Annotated in this window: 19 protein-coding genes and 2 tRNA genes; 10 read left to right on the top strand and 11 right to left on the bottom strand. The window is 68.2% G+C overall.

Annotation, left to right across the window (positions count from 1 at the left end):
- The 6 genes from EYA77_RS06250 to EYA77_RS06275 all read left to right on the top strand — a co-directional run.
- The coding region (locus EYA77_RS06250) for a histidine phosphatase family protein (protein ID WP_167816219.1) at nt 1-406 on the top strand (406 nt) is incomplete at its 5' end.
- A 76-nt stretch (nt 407-482) separates the two neighbouring features.
- Nucleotides 483-815 carry a thioredoxin gene (trxA, locus tag EYA77_RS06255; protein ID WP_167816220.1) on the top strand — a complete coding sequence of 111 codons (333 nt, stop codon included), beginning with the start codon at nt 483-485 and terminating at the stop codon, nt 813-815.
- A gap of 344 nt (nt 816-1,159) precedes the next feature.
- The gene (locus EYA77_RS06260; RefSeq protein WP_167816221.1) at nt 1,160-1,909 is read left to right on the top strand and encodes a glycosyltransferase; all 750 of its coding nucleotides are present in this window, start codon (nt 1,160-1,162) and stop codon (nt 1,907-1,909) included.
- Nucleotides 1,910-2,059: 150 nt separating this feature from the next.
- A tRNA-Tyr gene (locus tag EYA77_RS06265) sits at nt 2,060-2,146 on the top strand.
- Between the two features lie 105 nt (nt 2,147-2,251).
- Nucleotides 2,252-2,740 carry a response regulator gene (locus EYA77_RS06270; RefSeq protein WP_209315019.1) on the top strand — a complete coding sequence of 163 codons (489 nt, stop codon included), beginning with the start codon at nt 2,252-2,254 and terminating at the stop codon, nt 2,738-2,740.
- A 47-nt stretch (nt 2,741-2,787) separates the two neighbouring features.
- Entirely contained in the window at nt 2,788-3,903 is a 1,116-nt protein-coding gene (locus EYA77_RS06275) for a hypothetical protein (RefSeq protein ID WP_167816223.1), read from the top strand.
- Here EYA77_RS06275 and EYA77_RS06280 read toward each other — a convergent pair.
- The 9 genes from EYA77_RS06280 to EYA77_RS06320 form a co-directional block, all read right to left on the bottom strand.
- Nucleotides 3,900-4,466, bottom strand: a complete 567-nt coding sequence (locus EYA77_RS06280; RefSeq protein WP_167816224.1) for a nitroreductase family deazaflavin-dependent oxidoreductase — start codon at nt 4,464-4,466, stop codon at nt 3,900-3,902. The two genes, EYA77_RS06275 and EYA77_RS06280, sit on opposite strands and share 4 nt — an antisense overlap.
- A gap of 26 nt (nt 4,467-4,492) precedes the next feature.
- The gene (locus tag EYA77_RS06285; RefSeq protein ID WP_167816225.1) at nt 4,493-6,514 is read right to left on the bottom strand and encodes a tetratricopeptide repeat protein; all 2,022 of its coding nucleotides are present in this window, start codon (nt 6,512-6,514) and stop codon (nt 4,493-4,495) included.
- A gap of 95 nt (nt 6,515-6,609) precedes the next feature.
- Nucleotides 6,610-7,620 (bottom strand): MoxR family ATPase, encoded by a 1,011-nt coding sequence (locus EYA77_RS06290; protein ID WP_167816226.1) that lies wholly within the window; start codon nt 7,618-7,620, stop codon nt 6,610-6,612.
- A gap of 25 nt (nt 7,621-7,645) precedes the next feature.
- Nucleotides 7,646-9,847 carry a transglutaminase-like domain-containing protein gene (locus EYA77_RS06295; RefSeq protein WP_167816227.1) on the bottom strand — a complete coding sequence of 734 codons (2,202 nt, stop codon included), beginning with the start codon at nt 9,845-9,847 and terminating at the stop codon, nt 7,646-7,648.
- The gene (locus EYA77_RS06300) at nt 9,844-11,187 is read right to left on the bottom strand and encodes a DUF58 domain-containing protein (protein WP_167816228.1); all 1,344 of its coding nucleotides are present in this window, start codon (nt 11,185-11,187) and stop codon (nt 9,844-9,846) included. The genes EYA77_RS06295 and EYA77_RS06300 overlap by 4 nt, the downstream gene beginning before the upstream one ends.
- A gap of 103 nt (nt 11,188-11,290) precedes the next feature.
- Nucleotides 11,291-12,205, bottom strand: coding sequence for a hypothetical protein (locus EYA77_RS06305; protein ID WP_167816229.1), 915 nt, complete (start codon nt 12,203-12,205; stop codon nt 11,291-11,293).
- Between the two features lie 42 nt (nt 12,206-12,247).
- Nucleotides 12,248-13,846 (bottom strand): glucose-6-phosphate isomerase, encoded by a 1,599-nt coding sequence (locus tag EYA77_RS06310; RefSeq protein WP_167816230.1) that lies wholly within the window; start codon nt 13,844-13,846, stop codon nt 12,248-12,250.
- Complete coding sequence (locus EYA77_RS06315; protein WP_167816231.1) at nt 13,843-14,988, bottom strand: DUF4185 domain-containing protein; 1,146 nt, start codon at nt 14,986-14,988, stop codon at nt 13,843-13,845. Before EYA77_RS06315 ends, EYA77_RS06310 begins: the two co-directional genes overlap by 4 nt.
- Nucleotides 14,985-15,578, bottom strand: a complete 594-nt coding sequence (locus EYA77_RS06320; RefSeq protein ID WP_167816232.1) for a mismatch-specific DNA-glycosylase — start codon at nt 15,576-15,578, stop codon at nt 14,985-14,987. The genes EYA77_RS06315 and EYA77_RS06320 overlap by 4 nt, the downstream gene beginning before the upstream one ends.
- Nucleotides 15,579-15,781: 203 nt before the next feature.
- Here EYA77_RS06320 and EYA77_RS06325 point away from each other — a divergent pair.
- Nucleotides 15,782-15,859 (top strand) — tRNA-Pro (locus EYA77_RS06325).
- 156 nt (nt 15,860-16,015) lie between these two features.
- Here the strand turns inward: EYA77_RS06325 and EYA77_RS06330 are convergent.
- Nucleotides 16,016-16,378, bottom strand: coding sequence for a hypothetical protein (locus EYA77_RS06330; RefSeq protein WP_167816233.1), 363 nt, complete (start codon nt 16,376-16,378; stop codon nt 16,016-16,018).
- Nucleotides 16,379-16,697: 319 nt separating this feature from the next.
- On the opposite strand from EYA77_RS06330, the gene EYA77_RS06335 reads away from it, so the two are divergent.
- The gene (locus EYA77_RS06335; RefSeq protein WP_209315020.1) at nt 16,698-18,038 is read left to right on the top strand and encodes an MBOAT family protein; all 1,341 of its coding nucleotides are present in this window, start codon (nt 16,698-16,700) and stop codon (nt 18,036-18,038) included.
- Between the two features lie 214 nt (nt 18,039-18,252).
- Nucleotides 18,253-19,191: a hypothetical protein gene (locus EYA77_RS06340; RefSeq protein ID WP_167816235.1), complete on the top strand. Its 939-nt coding sequence runs from the start codon at nt 18,253-18,255 to the stop codon at nt 19,189-19,191.
- 75 nt (nt 19,192-19,266) lie between these two features.
- On the opposite strand, the gene EYA77_RS06345 is transcribed toward EYA77_RS06340, so the two are convergent.
- Nucleotides 19,267-19,497 (bottom strand): hypothetical protein, encoded by a 231-nt coding sequence (locus EYA77_RS06345; protein WP_209315021.1) that lies wholly within the window; start codon nt 19,495-19,497, stop codon nt 19,267-19,269.
- 104 nt (nt 19,498-19,601) lie between these two features.
- On the opposite strand from EYA77_RS06345, the gene EYA77_RS06350 reads away from it, so the two are divergent.
- On the top strand, nt 19,602-20,547 hold a 946-nt coding region (locus tag EYA77_RS06350; protein WP_167816237.1), incomplete at its 3' end, for a radical SAM protein.

The following is a 20,547-nucleotide window of genomic DNA, read 5'->3' on the forward strand; positions in this document are numbered from 1 at the left end:
CCGCTACATGGAGGAGTTCCGGGCCCAGGACCTGGAGAAGTGGTGGGAAGGGCCTCCTGGGGGGGAATCTTTCCGGCATTTCCACGAACGGGTCGTCGGGGGGGTCGAGCCCCTGCTGACCGACTCGCACCGGATGGGCGTCCATGAGAGCGGGGCGTGGCGTCTGTGGCAGGTTCCTCCCACTCCGCAGCGCCTGGTGGTCGTCAGCCACGCCGGCGTCAGCGCGGTCCTGCTCTCGCACCTTTTGGGCATCGAGGCGGTCCCCTGGGAGTGGGAGCGCTTCCACCTGGGCTGGGCCGGCATCGCCCGACTGGTCACCAACCGCCTGGCCGGAGCGGCCATCTGGCGGCTGCTCTCCTTCGACGAGAGGACCCACCTGGCCGGCCTGCCCGATCCGCCGGGTTGAGATCCGACCCTGAATCTTTTCCGGTTCCACCTCATCCACAGTGAAGAATCCAACAAGACACGGAGGTCTTTTTCAGATGAGTCTGCACGAAATCACCGACCAGCAGTTCCAGTCCGAGGTCCTGGAGGCCAGCGAGCTGGTGCTGGTGGACTTCTGGGCCCCCTGGTGCGGGCCTTGTCGCATGATGGCCCCGACCCTGGAGAAGGTGGCCGGGCAGTTCGCCGGCCAGCTCAAGGTGGTCAAGGTCAACGTCGACTCCAACCAGGAGTGGGCCACCAAATACTCCGTCCGCGGGATCCCTGCGCTCTTCTTCTTCCGTGCCGGGCAGCCCGTCGACAACGCGGTGGGCGTGCAGTCCGAGGCCGCGCTGGTCCAGCGGATCGAGAAGCTCCTGGCCACGGTGGCCTGAGGCCTGGCCCGTCATGCCGGCCGGCTTGAAGGCCACGGTCCTGTCCGTCCTGGTCGGGGCCTTGTCGGGCGTGGGCTTTTCCTGGGGGCTTGGCTTCCTGGGGGCGCCCACCTGAAACCTCTTCTGCAACCCCTGGAACGCGGCCCTCTTCGGGGCAGTGCTGGGGTTGCTGGGGTCTGCAGTTGGCAGGCCATCGACGTGAATCCCTGAAGGGCGAAGGCGCACCCGCGCGCTTTCGCCCTTCGGTCTCTTCCTCGGACAGAGGAGATCGCCGCAGGTCGTCGCAGGAGCCTGGACATCAGTCCCGGTTCGGCCCAAGGTGAACCGGGGGGGCGGAGGATCCCGTGGCTCCCGAAATCAGCATCGTCCTGCCGACCCACAACGGAGCTCGTTACCTGGCCGGTTCCATCCAGAGTTGCCTGGAGCAGACCTTCGGGGATTATGAACTCCTCGTGGTGGACGATGCGTCCACCGACGCCACTCCCCACGTTCTGGAGGAGTTCGCCGCCGAGCCCCGGGTACGGATCCTCCGCTCCGAGCAGAACCTGAAGCTCCCCGGGGCTCTGAACATGGGTTTCGCCCAGTCCCGAGGGCGCCTGCTGACCTGGACCTCAGACGACAACCTCTATGAACCCGGGGCCCTGGAGGCCCTGCGCGCGGTGCTCCTGGAGCGCCCGGGGATCGATCTGGTGTACGCCGATTACTCGGTCATCGACCCCGAGGGTCGGGTCCTGCGCGAGCATCGATGCTCCGATCCGGACTATATGGTGGAGCACAACTGCGTCGGGGCATGCTTTCTGTATCGCCGTTCGGTCATGGAGCGGGTGGGGCCCTACGAGACCGAGACCTTCCTGGCGGAGGACTACGATTTCTTCTTGAGGACCTTCCTGGCCGGCTTCCGGATGCACCACCTCCGCGACGTCCTGTACCGCTACCGTGTCCACGAGGCCTCCCTGGGCTCGACCTTCGGGGCCGGTCAGGTCGACGAGGTTGCCGAGGCCGTCCGCCGCCGCCACCTCAAGCCCTGGAAGCGCGAGTGGGTCCGCCTGCGCCGGCGGGTTCGCAAGGCTCTGGGCCTGCCGACGTCCTCGTAGGAGGGCACCTGGGAGCTTCCTGCGGAGAGACCCGGAAGGCCTGCCGCCCGGGCTCGGCATCGCGCCCTCGCCAGGACGTGGTACGGGGTTCACGAACGCCAGAAAACTGTTGACAGGGCTGAGAAGGGGAGGCTATAATCCTCCAGTCGCGGGCACGTGGCAGAGAGGACAATTGCATCAGACTGTAAATCTGACGCGCGACGCGCTACGGAGGTTCGAATCCTTCCGTGCCCACCAAAGGAAACCCCGAGAAATCGGGGTTTCTTCATTTTCAGGGGGGGCGGTCTGTACCTGGTCGACGGGTCGTCTGGGCTGCAGGGTTTCGGCTCGGATGGGCGAATTTTGACCCGTTCAGGAAGGATGGCGGTGCGTTTGGGCACGTGGTTCGCTGGCGGCGATGGAGCGGCGCAGGGGAAGGCGGCGTCCACTGGGGATGTCTGTACGATCCTCGTGGTGGATGATGAGTCCGACTTCCGTGAGGTCCTCAGTTACTGTCTGGAGACTCGGGGCTTCCGTGTCCTGCAGGCGGCCAACGGACGCGAGGCCTTGGCGCGGCTGGAGGACACGCTTGGAGAGGTCTCGCTGGTCGTCACCGACATCGTGATGCCGGCCATGGATGGCCTGGAGCTGGCCGCCGAGCTGGGACGTCGTGCCCCCGAGATGCCTCTCCTGCTGATCACGGGAATGTCCGACCAGGTCCCCTGCTGCAACGGGCGCACCCTGCCCCTGCTCTTGAAACCCTTCCGCCTGAGCGAACTGCTCGGGCATGTCCGCGTCCTGCTGGGAACTTCCAACGGGGCGGGCGGACCAGACCGCCCGGGTGTCGATTAAACAAGTCGGCAACCACGCCGGGTCGGTTCCGTGGCAGGATGAAAGACATGAAGTTCTCTGAGATCCGCTCTGCTGTGACCGACCGCCTGACCTCCGTCCGTGATTGGATCGGGGACAACGTGATCGGGGAGGAACGCGACTACGGCGCCGGCGGAGCCGACGGCCGCATGCGCGACTATGCGGTCCTGGGTGGGGCAGCCGGCGCCGCCGTCGGCGGAGCCGCTGGAACCGCGCTGGGTTTCCAGGCCCAGGCCGCCGACACCATCCGCGAGGAGTGGGTTCCCCGCTCGATCGAGGACCCCAGCCTGGCGGGCTATCACGAGAGCATCACGCCCGACATCGAGCGGACCTGCACCACCGAGTGGCACACCGACTCGGACGGGAACCGCTACAGCACCGAGACCTGCACCGAGCGGACCCGAGGCTACTGGCACAACTTCAGCCCCCGGATCGACCACACCAAGGTCGGCGAGTACACCGAGCCGCGCTTCGTCCACGGATCCTTCTGGGAGCCCCTGGGGGCCGGAGTGGCCGGGGCCTTGCTGGGTGGGGTCACCGGCGTGGCCCTGGGGGCCGGCATCGCCGCTCTTCGCAACAGCCTGCAGAAGGACGCGCCGCCCAAGCAGGCTCCGCCCCTGGACACCGAGCGCCGCGAAGAGGTCCGCAACCTGGCCGGCAACGCCGTCCTGGGTGGGGCCGTCGTGGGGGCCGGAGCCGGGGCCGTCCTGGGAGCGGTGGCCGGAGGGCGCGAGATGGCTGCCCAGGAGGTCCATTCGCGGACCTGGAGCGTCCCGGTCACCGAGCATCGCTACCTGGGGGAGATCCCTTCGGACCACTACGACTTCTTCTACCCCTGGCACGACGACTGGAGCCACGGAAGCTCTCCGGTCTACCGCGAGGCTCCGGTCCTGGGGCGGGATGGCACGCCGCAGATGCAGAACGTCTCGGACACCTTCGAAACCCGACGTTACGGGCCGGTGGCGGGTGGGATCCTGGGGGGCATGGTGGGCGCCGGGGTCGGAATTGCCAGTGGCGTGGCCGTCGGAGTGGCCGCCCGGATGCTGGCGGAGCGCTCCCCCTCCGCGCAGGAGTCCGCCGACCAGACACCTGCAGCGTCTCCGGAGACGGTCCGGGACGCACCTGAGGAAGCGCCCCAGGCTTAATCCTTCCGGCTGAACCAGGCCCAGGCCAGCGAGATCCCCAGACCGACGCCCAGGCCGGTGCGGGCGGCGCGGCCCACCTTCATCTCTTCGGGCTCGGGCAACGGCTCCAGCAGTCGCAGACGCACCGCGCGGTAGGGCTCGGTGTGGCGGCGCAGGGTCTCCTGGTCACAGCGCCGGGGATCGATTCCGGCGAAGACCTTGGCGGCAAAGCCCGAGTCCTTCAGCACGCGGCGGATGGCGTCCAGGCGCTCCTGGGGGTCCTGGATCTCCTCGGCTCGGGCCAGCCACGAGCCGTCGGGAAGCCAGACTTCGGCGAAGGGATGCGCCTGGAGATTCTTCAGCCAGTCGGTCCGCCCCCCGAAGCCCGCCAGGGCCAGGATCGAGTCGCCGCAAGGCGAGTAGTTCAGGGGGGTTCGGCGCATCTCGCCGCTCTTGCGGCCGACCGTTCCCAGGACCATGATCCGGCCCGTCAGGCGATGGGTCAGGTTCATGGGGCCGCCCAGGCCGGCGTGCCACATCCAGATCATGAATCGGTTGAAGGATCGGAACCCGTCTCTGTCCATCGCGTCAGCTCCCCGGGGCGTGGCGGTCAGGGAATTCGCGCCATCGCACAGGAGTCTTCAATCCGAGCGACCCGATCCCTGGGAATGGAGTGTCGGGTGTGGGGACCGGGAGTCCGGAAGATCTCTCGGAACTTCTGGCTGGCGGTCGAGCCCGAGGCGTTCGAACCGTCCAGGCTGTTGAGGTCGACCTGGCTGAGGTCGATCTGGGGGGAGAAGGCCTGGCTGTGCAGGTCCTCGACCAGGTCCGCCGCGGACTGGTGCAGGTCCTGCTGGAGCGGGGCGACCGCGCGAGCCAGAACGCTCCCGTCGGTTCCCAACAGGAGGGCTTCCAGCCGGTCCCCGGCCAGCGAGAGCTGCAGGGGGAGACCGTCGCCGACCCCGCGGAATCGCGGAGAGCGCCCCAGGTTTCGGGCCACCTCGCGCATGGTCGGGTTGTTGTCGCCCTGAAGGGTCACGGGCAACCGGGCGCGCACCGTCCGCAACATCCCCGGGGCCTTCTGCATGGCCATCTGGAAATGGGTCAGGGCCTGGGCGCGGTCGCCGCGCTCCTCCAGAAGCTGTCCGGCGCGGGCGTGAAGGCGGGCCCGCAGCAGGGATTCGGACGCCGGAAGACTGCCCAAGGCCCGTTCCAGGTGCTGCAGGGCCGTCGAGCGGTCTCCGGACAGGGCGGCGACTTCGGCGTCGATGGCTTCCAGGAAGGGCTCCTCCAGCGGGAGCTTCTCCGGGGGATTCTGCCGGAGCTGCTGGAGGGCGGCGGCGGTCACACCCGGTCCATACAGCTCGACCAGGTCGGGACGGAACCATTCGCCCATCGAGATCGAGCCGGCCCAATAGGGGCGGAGGCTGCCCTGGATCCGGTCGTTGGCCACCGCCAGGGCGGCGACCCGACGCCCGGCGGCGCGGGCCTTCAAGCCCAACTGCAGGCGCTGGAAGGCCAGTCGCCACCATTCCAGGCCCCGCGCGGAGGCCATGCGTTCGGACAGGCGCTCGCGCCAGGCCAGCAGGGCCGAGCGCCACACCACCAGGTTCCCGGCCTCGGCCTGGTCCTTGGTGCCGGAGGTTCCGCCCCTCCGGTCGGGCCGCTGGACCAGCAGGTCCAACTGGTGCAGGCCCTCTTCGACATAGCCCAGCTCCAGCAGCAGCTCGCCGGTCATCTGCTGGGTGTCGGCCATGGACTGCTGGTACAGGAAGGGCTTGATGGCCCGTGCCCACTGGTGCATCCGGCGGGTGGCCTCCAGGGCCTCGGGATAGCGGGCCTGGGTCAGGTAGAGCCCGGCCAGGTCCAGGTAGGGGTTGGAGAAGGTCTGGTCATTGAACGGGACCGAGGTGGCCTCCCGAAAGTAGCGCTCGGCCTCGTCGTACTTGCCCAGGGCCAGGGCGGCCTCTCCCGCGTTGCGAAGATAGGTGCAGTCCAGCGGCCAGTTGTTCTGGTGAGCCTCCGCCAGCAGGCTCTGGAAGGCGTTGTAGGAGGCCTGGGCGTTGCCGTACTCCATCTCCAGGGCACCCAGGCTGTTCCAGGCGACGATCCGGGCCACCGGGTCGCCACTTCCAAAAGCCTGGGAGAGCTTCTCGCGGGCCTCGATCTCGCGGTCCAGCTTCATCAAAGGCCAGGCGAACTCGGCGGCCACCACGGGCCCTCCTCGCAGGCGGGCGAACTCCTCCAGGATGGCCAACTGGTCCTGGTAGCGGTCCATCTCCGCCAGGACCAGGCGCAACTCGAAAAGGGCCAGGGCATAGAACTGGAAGGCCTCCGAGATGCCCCGGTCCGAGGCCCTCAACGCCAGCTTTCGACCCTTCTCGAGGTGGAAGCGGGCTCGGGGGAGGTCCCCTTCCGAGCGGTGCAGCACGAAGCCCATCAGGATCTGGCCCGCATAGGATTCGGGGTCGCGGGCCAGGACCCGATCCGCCAGTTCCCGCCAGGCCACCAGGTTCTCTGGCCGGTCGATCAGGCCCGCCATCTCCTCCGCCGTGGGCGGGTCGGAGGAAGCGGCCGGGTCGCGGGCCAGGGCCGGCAGCGTGAGGATTCCCAGCACGAGCGACATCAGCATGAAGAGCAGGGCAACCCGCCAGGCAGCAGGTGCCCTGGGGGGCGTCCGGAGGCTTCTGACCCGGCAGGCTGCCGGTGCGGGGTGGTTCAGCCGACTCATCTCAGGGTCGAGCGGGTCAGGATCTCCATGGCCGGGCGGGTGCACTCGCGGATCACCTCCGAGGCGTCGTCGATTCCCGGTGCCAGTTCCATGCGGTGGGCGAAGACGAAGGGAGCCAGGTAGGCCACATCCTCCGCCGTGACGTAGTCCCGCCCTCGCTTCAACGCGCAAGCCTGCAGGGCTGGCAGCATCAACACCAGGCTGCGCGTCGAGACGCCCTGGGTGACGTGCGGCGACTCGCGGATCGAGCGGGCCATGTCCACCAGGCAGGTGTGGATGCGTTCGTCCACGTGGACGAAGGATTCGACCGTGCGGCGGGCCAGCACCACGGCCGAGCGGCTCACCCGCGGCAGTTCCTGGCCGGGGGCCTGCCGGCGCTCCCGGGCGCTGCGCAGGACGTCCAGTTCGGCCTCCCTCTCGATGTAGTCCATGCGGATCTTGAAGAGGAAGCGGTCGTGCTGGGCCACCGGCAGCGGGTAGGTGCCGGCCTGGTCGCGCGGGTTCTGGGTGGCCACCACGAAGAAGAGCTCGTCCAAGGGGTGGGAGACGTTGTCGACGGTCACCTGCTTCTCGGCCATGGCCTCGAGCATGGCCGCCTGGACCTTGGGCGAGGTGCGATTGATCTCGTCCGCCAGGACGATGTGGGCGAAGAGGGGGCCCGGACGGAAGCTGAACGAGCCCGTGTCGGGGTCGAAGACCGTCACGCCGGTGATGTCCGAAGGCAGGAGATCCGGCGTGAACTGGATCCGGCGGAAGGCGACGATCTCGTCGTGGGGCTGGTCGTCCTCGATCGAGTCCCCCAGGGCCTTGGCCAGGGTCGTCTTGCCCGAGCCCGGATAGTCCTCCAGAAGGACGTGACCGTCCGCCAGGAGCGCGGTCAGCAGCAGGTCGATGACCGCCTCCCGCCCGCGGATGGCGTGTTGCAGGCGTCTCTCCAGGGTCTGGGCCAGTTCGTAGGCCTGGTCCAGGAGCGTGCCGCGATTGGCCGGGATGGTGCTGGTATTCAAGCCGGGGACCTCCGAGGTTTGTTCTCTAGCGGACGAAGAGCCAGGAGAAGGGGTTGAGCAGGCCCAGGAGGCGGCGCCAGAAGGGGGTGCTCCGCCGGATCTGCCGGGCCAGGTTGCGGTAGTGCTCGAGCAGCTCTCGAGCTTCCGGCGGGCTGGGGTTCCGGGGATCTCCCAGGGCCTCGCGCATGCGGAATTCGGTCAGTGGGGCCAGGGCTTCGAAGCGATTTCCCTGATCCCGGGCAAAGCGCTCGCGGGTGTCTCCGAAGGGCCGGAGGACGCCCACGTCGGCCAGGCAGTCCAAGGCGGCCCGGAAGGTGCGCAGGGTCCGCGTGCTCTCCGGACCGACGTAGGGGCCGAGTCGGCGGACGACCTTTCCGACCCCGGCGGCCAGGATGCCCAGGACCAGGAGGATGCCTGCCCCGCGGGCCAGGACGGCCAGAGCCTTGCGTGCCAGTGCGTTCAGATCGCGCTTGGCCTGGGGCCGGCCTTCCTGGCTGGGAGCCTCCTTGCGGGCCAGTTGCCCCAGCATCCGTTGCAGGTCGGCGTCGGGGGGCGGGGGAGGCCGCGCGTCGGTGCGCTGCGGAGAGACGTCCAGCGGGACCCATCCCACCCCTTCGAGGTAGATCTCGCACCAGGCGTGCGAGTTGGCGTCCTGCAGCAGCAAGGCCGACCCCTCGAAGCGGTAGCGGGCATCCGCCGCGTAGCCCGTGGCCACGCGCGCCGGAATCCCCAACGAGCGCACCAGGTGGGTGGCCGCGTGGGCGAAGTGCACGCAGTAGCCCACCTTGTCTCCGAACAGGAACCGGGCCACCGCGTCGTCGGAGTCCAGGATCCGCTGGCTGAGGCTGTAGGTCCCCTCGGTCTCCAACCAGAGCTTGACCATCACGGCCTGGGCCAGGGGGTCCTCGCGATACTGCTCCTGCAGGCGGCCCACGATCTCGGTAGCCAGCCTGCGATAGCGCGGATCCTCCGGGGTCCGGGTGTAGTGGGACCACACCTGCCGCGACCAGAGAGGATTTCCGGCGCGGCGCCCCATCAAGGCCGAGAGATCCCCGATGAAGGCCGCGGACTCGACCTTGTAGGCACGGACGAAGTGGTAGGGGTCGGGGTTCCCGCTGGCTTCCATGCGGGTCGGGTTGATCAGGCCGATCGGCAGGGGGTGGGCGATGATCAGGTTGACGGTGGTCCGGACGGTCCGCGTCAGGCTGGAGTCGGTGGGCTCGGGGACGATGCCCACTCCGCCGGGCTGGGCCTCGGGGCCCGCCGCCGGGAAGCGCGAGGGCACGTCCCGGTCAGCCAGGCCTGTCGTATCAGGCACCAGGCGGGCTCCGTTGAACATGCTCATGGTCTTCTGGCGGAAGTAGTAGAAGCCGTCGGTGGGAGTGAAGTCGTCGTGGAAGAGGACCAGGGCCACGGGCTTGGGCTGGCCCTGCTCGCCCTTGTCTTCGGGCTCAGGAGGCTTCTGGCGGGGCTTCTCCTTCCCGTTCGGATCCTGCTCCATCGGAGGGGGCGGCTTGCCCTCCTGCTCCTGCTGGCCGTTCTGGCCCATGGGCTTCTGCTCGGGGGCCAGTTGCTGAAGTCGGTTCAGGGGCAGCAGGACCGTCACCAGGAAGCCCAGCATCAGCAGAAGACCCAGGTCGATCAGGGTATTGCGCCGATTGAAGCGTCCCACCGACAGAACCAGGAGGGTGGCTGCCGTCAGGGCCCCGGCGGCCATCAGGAAGGGGACGGGATCCCAGCCCTGGGACCAGAGCGGGTCCACAAAGAAGTGGGGACGGCTGATGAATCCGTCGCGGTGGGCCGAGAGCGGGGTGATCAGCGCCAGGCAGACCAGCGCCAGCTCCACGGCCATGAACGAGGCATGGCGCACGGTGGCCGCGTGCAGGCACCCCACCAGGACGAGTCCGCCCAGGAACCAGGTGGTTCCATCGGCCAGGCCGTAGGCCAGTTCCGGGCCGAAGAACCCCGCCAGGATCCGGCTGCGGGTGGGCAGGCCCGCCACCCACAGCCCGACGCCTCCCAGGAGCGAGCCTCCGATCAGGATGGTCGGGGTGCGCAGGCGGGTCCTGGCCAGCAGCGGGCCCGAGAGGAATCCGGCAAAGCCTCCCAGGAAGCCGCCCAGGATCCCCGTCGAGACGCTGATGCTCCAGGCGCCGATGGCCAGGGCCAGCCCCCAGACCAGGGCTCCCACCAGGCGCTTGAGGGCCAGGTTCCAGTCGAGCTTCATCTGGCTCCTCCGCGGCCTGGCCGAGCCTGGACCTTGAGATACTGCCGGGCGTCGGCCACCACCCGACCCTCCTTGCGGTCGCACAGGACCATCGGGGCGCGGGCGCTCTGCAGGGCCTCGGCCAGCCTCAGGGGATCGGCCGGCATGGTCGGTTCCGGGCGCAACAAGAGTCTCTTCCACAGTGGCGGGTGCTCCAGGCTGGTCTGCAACCCGTCCAGGCCCACCATCCAGGTCAGGCCCAATCGGGAACCGGCCACCGCCCGGCGCACCTCCTCCAGCCACTCGCCGCTGGCGGCCGGCAGGAAGACCAGGCAGTTCTGGTACCCGTCGGTCTCGGCACGCTTGAGGAAGGCGGCCAGTCCCGGCGGGCCGGTGTCGGGATTGCCCGAGCGGGCGAGGATCTCCAGGGCGCTGTCCAGGTTCTCGGCGAAGCCCGGGCTGCCGTCCGCTCCGAACCGCCAACCCTCCCCCAGCATGCGTCGCTCCAGGACCACCCGGGCCAGGCCGGCGCTGGGTTCGTCCGAGGGGCCCGCCACCAGGTAGGCGCAGGTGCGCGGCTGGGCGGTCAGGGCCCGCTCGGGCATGCGCACCATCAGGCGGCGGTTGCGGGCGAAGACCTTCCACAGGATGTTCCGGGCCGAGTCGCCCGGGGCATACTGGCGCATCTCCACCCGGTCACCGTGGGCGTCCCCGAAGGGGTCGGGGTGGTCCTCGCCACCCACCAGGCTGCGCAGGACGGTGGTCTGGTCCAGTCGCCCCCGGTCGGGAAGGATCATCACCCGGCTGGGCCGTTCGAAGCGCCAGACCACGCGGGCCATCCCCAGGACGTCGCGGACCTGGACTCGGCGGATGAGCCCGTCCACCAGGCAGCGCCGGCGCGGTCGCACCTCTTCGGAGACCTGCCGCCAGCGCGAGACGGTGCGTACCTCGACCTCGGGTGGGGTGAGCCACTCCCAGCTCAGCTCGATGAAGGGGAGCAGGGGAGCCCGCCAACGGATGCCGGTCCGCCGCGCGTAGTTGGCTTCCAGGCGCAGGAAGGCGTCGTCGAAGTGCGCGCGTCGCAGGGCGCGGGCGGTGAGGGCGGCGCCCAGGCCGACGGCCAGGATCATCCCCACGGCCAGCAGAGCCAGCACCAGGGTGGCCGGCAGGAGGACCACGTCCTTGTGCAGGACGCCCAGATACCAGAACCCCGCGGCGCACAGGCCCAGGACGAAGAGCCCGGCCATGGTGGCGGGGAAAAGGTCCAGGACAGGGCGAAGCCGGGCCGCCAGCCGCGAAACCAGCCGGCCTGCCCCCATCAGCCAGCGGAAGGCCGTGGATCGTGGAACGTCGTGGATCATGGGCAACGGGTTTCGGGGCCTCCATCATGAGGACCTGTGTCGATCAACCTCACTGCGACCCGGGAGGTTTCCTCCAGAAGCAGGCTCGCCGGCACCCCGCAGCTCAGGGGCGCGCGGTCATCGGCTCCCCCGGGCGGAACGAGTTCACCAGGCGGAAGAAGCACTCGTCGGCCTCCTGAAGCAGCAAGACCAGTTCCAGGGCCTGCCGTCCCCCGGGCAGGGGAAGGTAGATCGACGGGCCGTGGTAGCCGCCATCCTGGAGTTTCCAGACGGCCAGGTAGCCCGTCACCCCGCCCACATCCAGGGGCTCGAAGCGCTCCAGGGAGACGGCCCCGGGAATGGTGGCCCGGCCCGCGGACCGGGCGAACCCCCGGAATGAGCCCCCCGGCGTCTCGGGGATGGGACGCAGCCAGGCTCGGACGGCCAGCTCCGGGCCTTCTCGGAGTTCGAAGCCCTGGGGAACGTTCTTGAGGGTCCACCTGGCCGGGTGGGAGAGGCTGTACCCGGCTTGGGAATCCTCGTGGAGGGTCCACGGCTCCTGTTCCTTCAATGACTGGCCCCGCAGCAACTGGAAGCTGCCCAGGACCTTCTCCAGGGTCTCCTCGTGGCCGGCCGTGGCGAAGAGCGTGACCCGGTAGGAGCCGGAAGGCATCCTCAGGTAGACCAGGCGCTGAATCCCCTCCGGTCCGGTGCGGCGGAAGAGGCGCGCGGGGTGACCGGCCACCCGCCCGGGCTCCTCCTGGAATCCCCGCTCCATCAGACCTTCGATCTCCCCGCCGGGAACCTCCTCCAACCACGTGATCACCACTCCCAGGTGGCCTGAAGGGTCGCGAAAGCCTCCACCCAGCGGCCAGGCGGGCCTGACGTCGGGAATGCGGAGCCAGTCCTCGGGAGTCTCGACGGCCCAACCGGGCCGCGAGTCCTGGACCAGATCCCGGTTCTCGTGCCGGCTCCAGCCGGCGGCGTCAGCGGGCAGCATGGATAGAAGGAAGAGCACGATGAGGGCGAGGATGCGCACCGCCGGGTCTTCCGGGCCCGGTCGAACGATCCTGCCCGCGCGTCAAGCCCGGCGCGGGTCGATCGCGTAGCGCGCGCCCAGGCCCTGACCCTCGGCCACCACGCCCTCGCGGGCGTTGGCCGCCAGGTGGCGGGCCACGTGGAAGACCGTCTCGACCTGCTCGGGGTGGCCCAGGGCACGGGCCATCTCCTCGCAGGTCATGGGGCTCTTGGCGGCCTGTAGCAGCGTCACCATCTCCTGCTGCAGGGCCAGCACCGCTCCGGCGGCCAGCTTGCCGGCCTCAACCCCCGGCTGGTGGTAGGCGTTGATGCCCACCAGCGAGGCGTACAACCCGACGGCCCGCTCATACAGGGCGACCAGCATGCCCAAGGTGAAGGGGTTGACCTCGGGAATCGTGACCGTCAGCGAGAGCCGCCCCTTCTCGGAGAGGGCCTCCCGGGTTCCCTGCCAGAAGCCGGAGAGGAAGTCCCCCGTGGTGATCCCGTCCTCCACCTCCATCGAGGAGCGCTCGCGGTTCTTCAGCACCACCAGGAAGGTGGCGAAGAAGTTGTCGATCCCATCGCGCAGTTGCTGGACGTAGGCGTGCTGGTCGGTGCTGCCCTTGTTGCCGTAGACGGCGATCCCCTGGTGGACCGTCCGCCCCTCCAGGTCGGTCTCCTTGCCCAGGGACTCCATCACCAGTTGTTGGAGGTAGCGCGAGAAGAGCTCCAGCCGGTCACAGTAGGGGAGGACCACCATGTCCTTCTCGCCCCGGCCGTGGGTGGCGCGATGCCAGGATAGGGCCAGGAGGGCAGCCGGATTCTGGCGGATGTCCCGGTTGCGGGTCAGGCGGTCTGCCGCCGCGGCGCCCTCCAGGATCGCCTCCACCTGGAAGCCCTGCAAGGCCGCGGGCAGAAGCCCCACCGCCGAGAGTTCGGAGGTGCGCCCACCGACCCAATCCCACATCGGGAACCTCTCCAGCCAGCCGTGGACCTGGGCATAACGGTCCAGTTGGCTGCCTGCTCCGGTGACGGCCACGGCGTGCAGGCCGAAGCGCAGGCCCGCCCGGTCGTAGGCGTTCTGGGCTTCCAGCATGCCGTTCCTGGTCTCCTTGGTCCCGCCCGACTTGGAGATCACCACGGTCAGCGTCCGATGCAGATCGCCTCCGATCTCGTCCAGAACCCGGTCCATGCCGTCCGGATCCGTGTTGTCGAAGAAGTGGATCTGCATGGGGTCGTCCGGTGAGGCCAGGGCAGAGGCCACGAATTGGGGCCCCAGGGCCGAGCCGCCGATGCCGATCGAGAGGATCCGGGTGAAGCGCTCGGCCCGCTCGGGGCGGAGCCTCCCGTCGTGGACCAGCGACGCGAAGTGTCGGATCCGGGTCAGGGTGCTGCGGATCTCTTCGGTGATCTCAGGAGTCGGGGCCAGCTCCGGCGCGCGCAGCCAGTAGTGCCCGACCATCCGGTTCTCGTCGGGGTTGGCCAGGGCGCCCTTCTCCAGCTCCTCCATGGAGGCCAGGGCCCGCTGCATGGGCTCTTCCATCTGGCCAAGGAAGTCCTCGTCGAGGTTCATCCGGCTGACGTCCAGGGCCAGGCCGGTGCCGGGATCCTCGTAGAACAGCTCCTGGAAGCGCTGCCAGTTGCGGGTCTGGACTTCGGTCATAGGGGGCCCCCTTCGAGTCTGGGAATGGCCCCGGCCCTTCGCGGTTCAGGAAGGCAACCCCTACCGGGCTCCAGCCTGACCCGGATGAAGCGGGGGCGATAGAGGTCGGCGTCCCGGACCACCCGCTCGGGGTCCAGGGCGTTGAGGTTGTAGGAGATCAGCAGTCCGCCGGGACCCGACAGGGAAGGGTGGGCCTTGGCGTTGTAGGCGAAGACCCCGTCGGCCGCCTCGGGAGCCGTCAGGAGTTTCTGGGCCAGGCTCCAGGGCCCGTGCGGGGCAGGCGCCGTGCGCAGCAGCACCTGCGAGGACAGGTCCGCCGGGCCGCTGACCAGCACCCAGTCGCCGCTCGGGTCGCGATGGACCGAGAGCTCGTTGGAGACGTCCTCGGCCAGGCCCGCGGCCTCTTCGGGATCCCGGCTCCACCCCGTCCCCGTGAAGAAGCGCCAGGTGCCGAACCGGGCCAGGTGGCCCCGGGGGGCCCGGGCCAACAGCAGGCTCTTCCCGCCGGGGTGGGCCTGGGAGTCCCGAACCCCGTAGATCAGGACCCAGGGGCCATCTTGGATCAGGGCGTTCCCCCAGGCGGTCACCGAATCCGGCGTGGAGCGGAAGTGTGGGACCCGGGTCAGGCTCTCCGTTCGGGGAGTCGGGTCCAGGTGCAGGACGGCCAGATCCAGCCCCACCTGTCGGAAGCCGAAGGCGTCGTCCCGGGGGACGGCCTGGAACCTCCCCAGGACGACCTGGACCTTCTCCGAGTCCAGGGCCACGCCGTGGTAGGGCCAGAACCACTCGTCGTGACGCCCGGGGCGCTCCAGGAAGAAGGGCTCGGCGAAGAACCGCAGGTCGCGGGGTTCCCTGCCCGGCTGCAGGGCGACCGAGTTGCGCGCCATCCAGGTCTCGGGTGAGCGCGCTCCCCCGGGCAGGACCCCTCCGAAGAAGGTGTCGCCGAAGAGCCAGAGGGTACGCCCGTCGGGAAGCGGGACCGAGTAGGTCCCGTCGGCACCGCTCCACCCCCTGGTGCGCCGGAAGGCCTCCGTGAAGTCTGGAGCCGGGAGGACCTGCCAGGCGCCGGCCGTCAGGAGGAGCGCCAGGAGGGGGAGAAGCAGGAGGCGCGGCGTGCGGGCCCCGGCGAAGGGATGTCTCATGGGTCTGGTGGATCTCCTCGTCGGGCTCCACGGCCCAGGGCCTCGGCCAGGAGGTCCTGCCAGGCGACGAGGTCCTCCAGGCGGGCGTGGGCGTTGGCCCCGCTGGGGTTGGGAAGCACCCAGACCTCCGCGCCGGCCAGGGTCAACCCCTGTCTTCCGGCCAGGACCCGACGCGGCTTGCGCCCCAGGGCGTGCTCCAGGAAGGCCCGATAACCGGTCAGGCCCTGGAAGCAGACGATCCGGGCGGGGTGCAGGGCCAGCCGCTCGGAGAGGCGCGGGACCCCGAGCCGATAGTCCTCGAGCGTCAGCTCGCTGGCCTTGGCGGTCGGTCGCTTGACCACGTCGGTCAGGCCCAGCCCGAAGCGCGGGAACTCGACGTCATGTCGGGGTTCCACCCGCTCGATCCCCAGGGCCTCGCGCAGGGGCCGGCTGAGGCGCGAGCGCGTGAAGGCCGGCCAGAAGCGGTTGTGGGGCCGGGCAAAGTAGTGGCCCTTCTCGACGGCATACCGGCTGGGGTTGATGCCCACCAGGATCAGGTCCAGCGGGCCGCTGCCCAGGAGGTCGGGGATGGTCTTCCACTCGTCGCCCATGAGGGCGGCTTCCCGGGGGTGGGCAAAGGTCCCTTCTCGCTGGGAGGGCAGCAGCCAGGCCGCCGACAAGTCCCTCAAAGGATGCCTCCGTGCCTGTGGGAACGGGCTCTTGGGCCCTCTCGGCAGGCTCCTTTCCGGAACGCGAAAATCGATGGCATTCGGGGTTGCGCCCTCGCGAGTCACCTGCTATACTCAGCGCGCCTCGGGGTGTAGCTCAGCTTGGATAGAGCGCTAGCATGGGGCGCTAGAGGCCCCCGGTTCAAATCCGGGCACTCCGACCAGCGGACAAACAAGTGGCAGACAGGGTCAACTCCATCTCGAGTTGGCCCTGTCCTGTTTTTAGGTCCAACCTCAGGCGGAACCACTCACGCACGACAAAGACCTGACGGGACCGGTGATGCAGGGCCTGAGCATGCAAGGAGGAGCCGTGGGAGATATCAACACCACCACCGAGTTCCGGGCGTCTGGAGACGAGGCCGGCTTCCTTCGGTCTCGGAGGTCGAGCCAGAGGGGCTTGTCGGCTCTCCAGAGCCTGACTCTTCCGGGTGGTCCTTCTTCCACTGCTTGTGGAACTCGGAGAAGGTCGGAAGGTTGAGGTCTCCCGGAGGGGGCTTTGGCCGGCAGGTTTCGCGCACCAGGGCCTGGATGGCCTTCCACCCCAGCGTGACGCCGAAGACCTCGAATAACAGGAACAGGAATGCGATGGCCGAGCCTTTGAAGACCAGGGCCAGCGCCAGCAGGTTCACTCCCACCAGAACGAACCCACCGATGCATCCGAGGAAGGCGTTGACGATCGACATCTCCTCTCGAGCCTACCACGATGGGCAACGTGTCGGCGGTTTCCATGAAGTTCGGGCCCAGGGGGCGCGTCGGGCTGCCTTCCCTCCCCCTGGGCAGGACCTCCCCGGCTGTTTCAGAAGAGACGCTTCTTTCGGGCAGACCGACTGGTTCCTGAGATCGCGGAACTGAAGGCCTGACGCTGCGTTTGATTCGGGATGTCAGGCTCTCTCTGTATCCAGGTCCGCGGCTCGGCGCAACCCTTCGGGCTGGTGGAGGGCTTGAGGCAAGGTGCTTTTCAACTCCCTGGATTTCCTGGTCTTCCTGGCCGTGGTGTATGGCATGTTCCTGGCACTGCCCCGCAGGTTCCGGAAGTGGCTTCTTCTGGCGGCCTCCTGGTTCTTCTACGGCTATTGGAGCCTGAAGTTCCTCGGCCTCATGGTCGCGACCACGGCCGTGGACTGGTGGATCGGTTTGGCCCTGGACGATCCCCGACGGCCGCGCCGCACCGGGTTGGTGGTCCTCAGTGTGGTGGTCAATCTGGGCCTCTTGGGCGCCTTCAAGTACTTCAACTTCTTCGCCGGTGAGCTCCAGGCGCTCCTGACGCTTTCGGGAGCCCACCTGCCCCTGCCCGTGCTGGAGAGCGTCCTGCCGGTCGGGATGTCCTTCTACGTCTTCCAGTCGATGGGCTACACGATCGACGTGTACCGCGGCGCCCTGAGGGCCACCCGGGACTTCTCCCTCTTCGCCCTGTTCGTCTCGTTCTTCCCGCAACTGGTGGCGGGGCCGATCGAGCGGGCCGGGAATCTGCTGGGTCAGTTCGCCGCCACCCCGGATCCCACCTCAGGCCAGCGCTCGCGGGGTGTCCGGTTGATCCTGTGGGGTTACTTCAAGAAGGTGGTGGTGGCGGACAACCTGGCGCTGGTAGTCCAGCAGGTCTTCGACTCGCCGGGGACGGCCGGCAGCTTCCTGGTCCTGCTGGCGACCTACGCCTTCACCCTGCAAATCTACTGCGACTTCTCCGGCTATACGGACATCGCCCGGGGCCTGGCACGCTTGTTCGGAATCGAGTTGATGGAGAACTTCCGCTTCCCCTTCTTCGCCACCAGTCCACGGGATTTCTGGCACCGTTGGCACATCAGCCTGTCGACCTGGTTGCGCGACTATCTGTATCTTCCCCTGGGGGGAAGTCGGCTCGGGGTCGCGCGCACCGGCTTCAACCTCATGTTGACGATGCTGCTGTGTGGATTGTGGCACGGCGCCAACTGGACCTTCGTGGTCTGGGGGGGCTATCACGGGCTGGGGCTGCTCGCCCACAGGCTGTTTCCGCCCTTGCGTCTGGGCGTCCTGGGGAAGCCCGTGGCCTGGTTGGGGACATTCTTGTTCGTCTGCTTGGGATTCCTGGTCTTCCGAGCGCACTCACTGGGGCAGGCCGTCGGTCTGCTCGCCGGCGCGGCCGCCTTCCCGTCACCTGGCCCGGGAGAGCTGGGCGCTTTGTCGAAGGTCGTGCTGTTGACCATGCCGGTCTGGGGCATCGAGGCCCTTCAACGCCTGACGGGGGACCGGGAGCTCCTCCCGCGCCTGTGGCCCCCCTTCCAGGCCCTGGCGACCGCTGGCCTGCTGGTCGCGATTCTCATCCTGGGAGAGCCTGATGGCCGACCCTTCATCTACTTCCAGTTCTAGGGGCCCGGTCGGAAACCTCGACCGAGCATCGTCGAGGGATTTTTTGTCCCCGCCAGGAGCAAAAAGTTGCGGTTTGCTTGAGGCAAATGAGACTTTTTGCGACACAGCGGGGGCGGAAAAGACCCGACGAGGCGACCGAGGGGTTTCCGTCTGGGTTCCTAGTCCCCCTCGCCCTCGTTGCCTGCGGACTCGCTGGCTGTTCCTGGGCTGGTTGTTGGCGCTCGTTCTTCTGGAGGCGGCCGTCGTCCAGTCCGGATTCCTGTGGAGCGATTTCCCCCTTCGTCTGGGGGAGTTCGGTCGCAGCCGGACGGGGGGGAAGCCTGAGATCACCATCCTCGGAACCTGCCTGGCCGGCAACCTGCGGCCTCGATTCCTGGAACTCCAGTTGGGAGGAGGGGTGAGGGTCCACAACCTGTCTCACGGGGATGCCTTTGCCCTGAACTGGTACCTCATCGCGCTCAACCACGTCTTGAAGGGGCAAGGGGACCGGACGATCGTCCTGGCCACCAGTCCTGGCGACCTGCTGACTCCGGTCTGGGGGCCCGAAGGAGAGGCCGGTGTCCTGGACCTGGCCACCTGGTCGGACATGCCCTTTGTGCTCCGGACGGCTGCAGGCTCTGGGGGTGGGCCGCTCCATCTGCTCCTGGGCAGGTCCTGGCGGACCTATCGATATCGGCATTTCCTGGGCTTGATGCTGTGGCGGAGCCTGGGGGTGCGGGAGGCCTCCCTGAACAGGTCTTCAGGGGGTGTCCCTGTCGAGGGCGGCTGGAACGCGGAGGGCAGCGCGGAGGTCCAGCTCAGCGGAGAGGATCTGGCTGCCGAGACTCGCGCCACCCTCGAGAGGGAGGCCCGGGCGCTGAATTGTCTGAAGCACCTGCTGGAGGCGGCACGGAAGAACCGGACTCGGGTCCTTCTCGTCCCGTTGCCGGCGCGCGAGGCCTCGGCGCAGGCCAGGGACGCCTATGTCTGGCAGGCCATCGCGCCCCTGAAGGCACGAATTCTCGATGTTCGCAGCCGGGCGCGGATGCTTCCCGGTGATTTCAGGGACGACCGGCACCTGAACCTCCGAGGAACCCGGAAGTTCTGTCGCGCCCTGGCCAGGGCCCTGAAGCAGGAGCTCCGCCTCCCGGTGGCTGGCGGGGCCCGGCCCTGAGCCCGGCGACCCCCGAACAATGAAAGAGGCGGTCCCGTCGGGCGGGCCGCCTCTTCGATTCAGGCCGGAACGAATCTAGTGGAACTCGTCGTAGCTGGTGTAGCCGTCGGGGCCGCTGAAGCCGCCGCTGTCGCGGCTGCCACCGAAGTCGGGATCACTGGTGTCGTCCGGGCCGCCCGAGTTGCGCGACGGGGTGTAGGTGTCGCGGCCGTAATCCGGGCAACCGTCCGTCTCGCGGGTCGGGTAGTCCGGCATCTTCTGGGCGGCCAGGTTCGTTGCTCCGATTTTCATCCGTTCGACCTCCATCCTGGTGTTGGGCTCATCTTACCATGCCCTCTCCGCGGAGTTGTGAACCGGGTGTTGCCAGGAAGAATCCTGGCAGGCGCGGCCAGGTCTGCTATAATCCCCGCATGTCCACGGGTCTGCCGAAGGTTCTGCTGGTCAAGTACCACGACACCAATATCCGCCCCATCCCGGATCACGCGGAGAGGACCCTGCAACTCTTCCCCTCCCTGGGGATCCTGTACCTGGCAGGGGTCCTGCGCGAGGAGGGCTTTCCCGTCGAGGTCCTGGACGCCAATGCCGAGAATCTCTCGGCGCAGGAGTTTCACCAGAGGGTCCGCGATTCGAAGGCCCGGATCGTGGGCCTCACGTCCATGACGGCCGGCTGGCCTTCTACGATCGAGGGGGCCGGGATCGTCCGGAAGGCCCTGCCGGAGGCCCTGGTCGTGGTGGGTGGTCCGCAGTTGTCGATCCACCCCGAACTCTGCCTGAGTTTTCCCCAACTCGACCTCGGAGTGTGCGGCGACGGGGAGGAGACCCTGCTGGAGGTGGCTCGAGCCCTGGCTGGGGGGACCTCGCTGGAAGAGATTCCGGGTACGGTGGTCAAGTTCGACGGCGAGATCCGCAAGAACCCTGATCGCACCTGGCATCGCGACATCGATCGCTATCCCTTTCCGGCGGTGGAGCTGCTGGACTGGAGCCTGTATCGGGCTTTGACCGTCCAGACGCCCTTCTATACGATGGTGACCACCCGAGGCTGCCCCTTCAAGTGCCGCTTCTGCAGCCAGATCTATGCCGGCAACACCGTCCGCTTCCGCTCGCCCGAGAACGTGGTGGATGAGATCGAGCTCTACGTGCGGAAACACGGGGCCCGGGAGATCGTCTTCTTCGACGAGACCTTCACCCTGAACAAAGCCCGTGTCATGAAGATCTGTGAGCTGATCCGCGAGCGCGGCCTGGTCTTCCGATTCGACATGCGGACACGGGTGGATTCACTGGACGAGGAGATGGTTCTGGCCCTGAGAGAGGCTGGAGGACAGCGCGTCCACTTCGGGATCGAGTCGGGGTCCCAGG

Source organism: Methanocorpusculum sp. GPch4 (genome assembly GCF_012062385.1).
In the GTDB taxonomy this organism is placed as follows: domain Archaea; phylum Halobacteriota; class Methanomicrobia; order Methanomicrobiales; family Methanocorpusculaceae; genus Methanocorpusculum; species Methanocorpusculum parvum.

What these genes read in the sequence shown, in the direction of transcription:
- trxA (WP_167816220.1), top strand. Translation starts at nt 483, where the DNA reads ATGAGTCTGCACGAAATCACCGACCAGCAGTTCCAGTCCGAGGTCCTG.
- EYA77_RS06275 (WP_167816223.1), top strand. Translation starts at nt 2,788, where the DNA reads ATGAAGTTCTCTGAGATCCGCTCTGCTGTGACCGACCGCCTGACCTCC.
- EYA77_RS06280 (WP_167816224.1), bottom strand. Translation starts at nt 4,466, where the DNA reads ATGGACAGAGACGGGTTCCGATCCTTCAACCGATTCATGATCTGGATG.
- EYA77_RS06285 (WP_167816225.1), bottom strand. Translation starts at nt 6,514, where the DNA reads ATGCTGATGTCGCTCGTGCTGGGAATCCTCACGCTGCCGGCCCTGGCC.
- EYA77_RS06295 (WP_167816227.1), bottom strand. Translation starts at nt 9,847, where the DNA reads ATGAAGCTCGACTGGAACCTGGCCCTCAAGCGCCTGGTGGGAGCCCTG.
- EYA77_RS06300 (WP_167816228.1), bottom strand. Translation starts at nt 11,187, where the DNA reads ATGATCCACGACGTTCCACGATCCACGGCCTTCCGCTGGCTGATGGGG.
- EYA77_RS06310 (WP_167816230.1), bottom strand. Translation starts at nt 13,846, where the DNA reads ATGACCGAAGTCCAGACCCGCAACTGGCAGCGCTTCCAGGAGCTGTTC.
- EYA77_RS06315 (WP_167816231.1), bottom strand. Translation starts at nt 14,988, where the DNA reads ATGAGACATCCCTTCGCCGGGGCCCGCACGCCGCGCCTCCTGCTTCTC.
- EYA77_RS06320 (WP_167816232.1), bottom strand. Translation starts at nt 15,578, where the DNA reads ATGGGCGACGAGTGGAAGACCATCCCCGACCTCCTGGGCAGCGGCCCG.
- EYA77_RS06330 (WP_167816233.1), bottom strand. Translation starts at nt 16,378, where the DNA reads ATGTCGATCGTCAACGCCTTCCTCGGATGCATCGGTGGGTTCGTTCTG.
- EYA77_RS06335 (WP_209315020.1), top strand. Translation starts at nt 16,698, where the DNA reads ATGTTCCTGGCACTGCCCCGCAGGTTCCGGAAGTGGCTTCTTCTGGCG.
- EYA77_RS06345 (WP_209315021.1), bottom strand. Translation starts at nt 19,497, where the DNA reads ATGGAGGTCGAACGGATGAAAATCGGAGCAACGAACCTGGCCGCCCAG.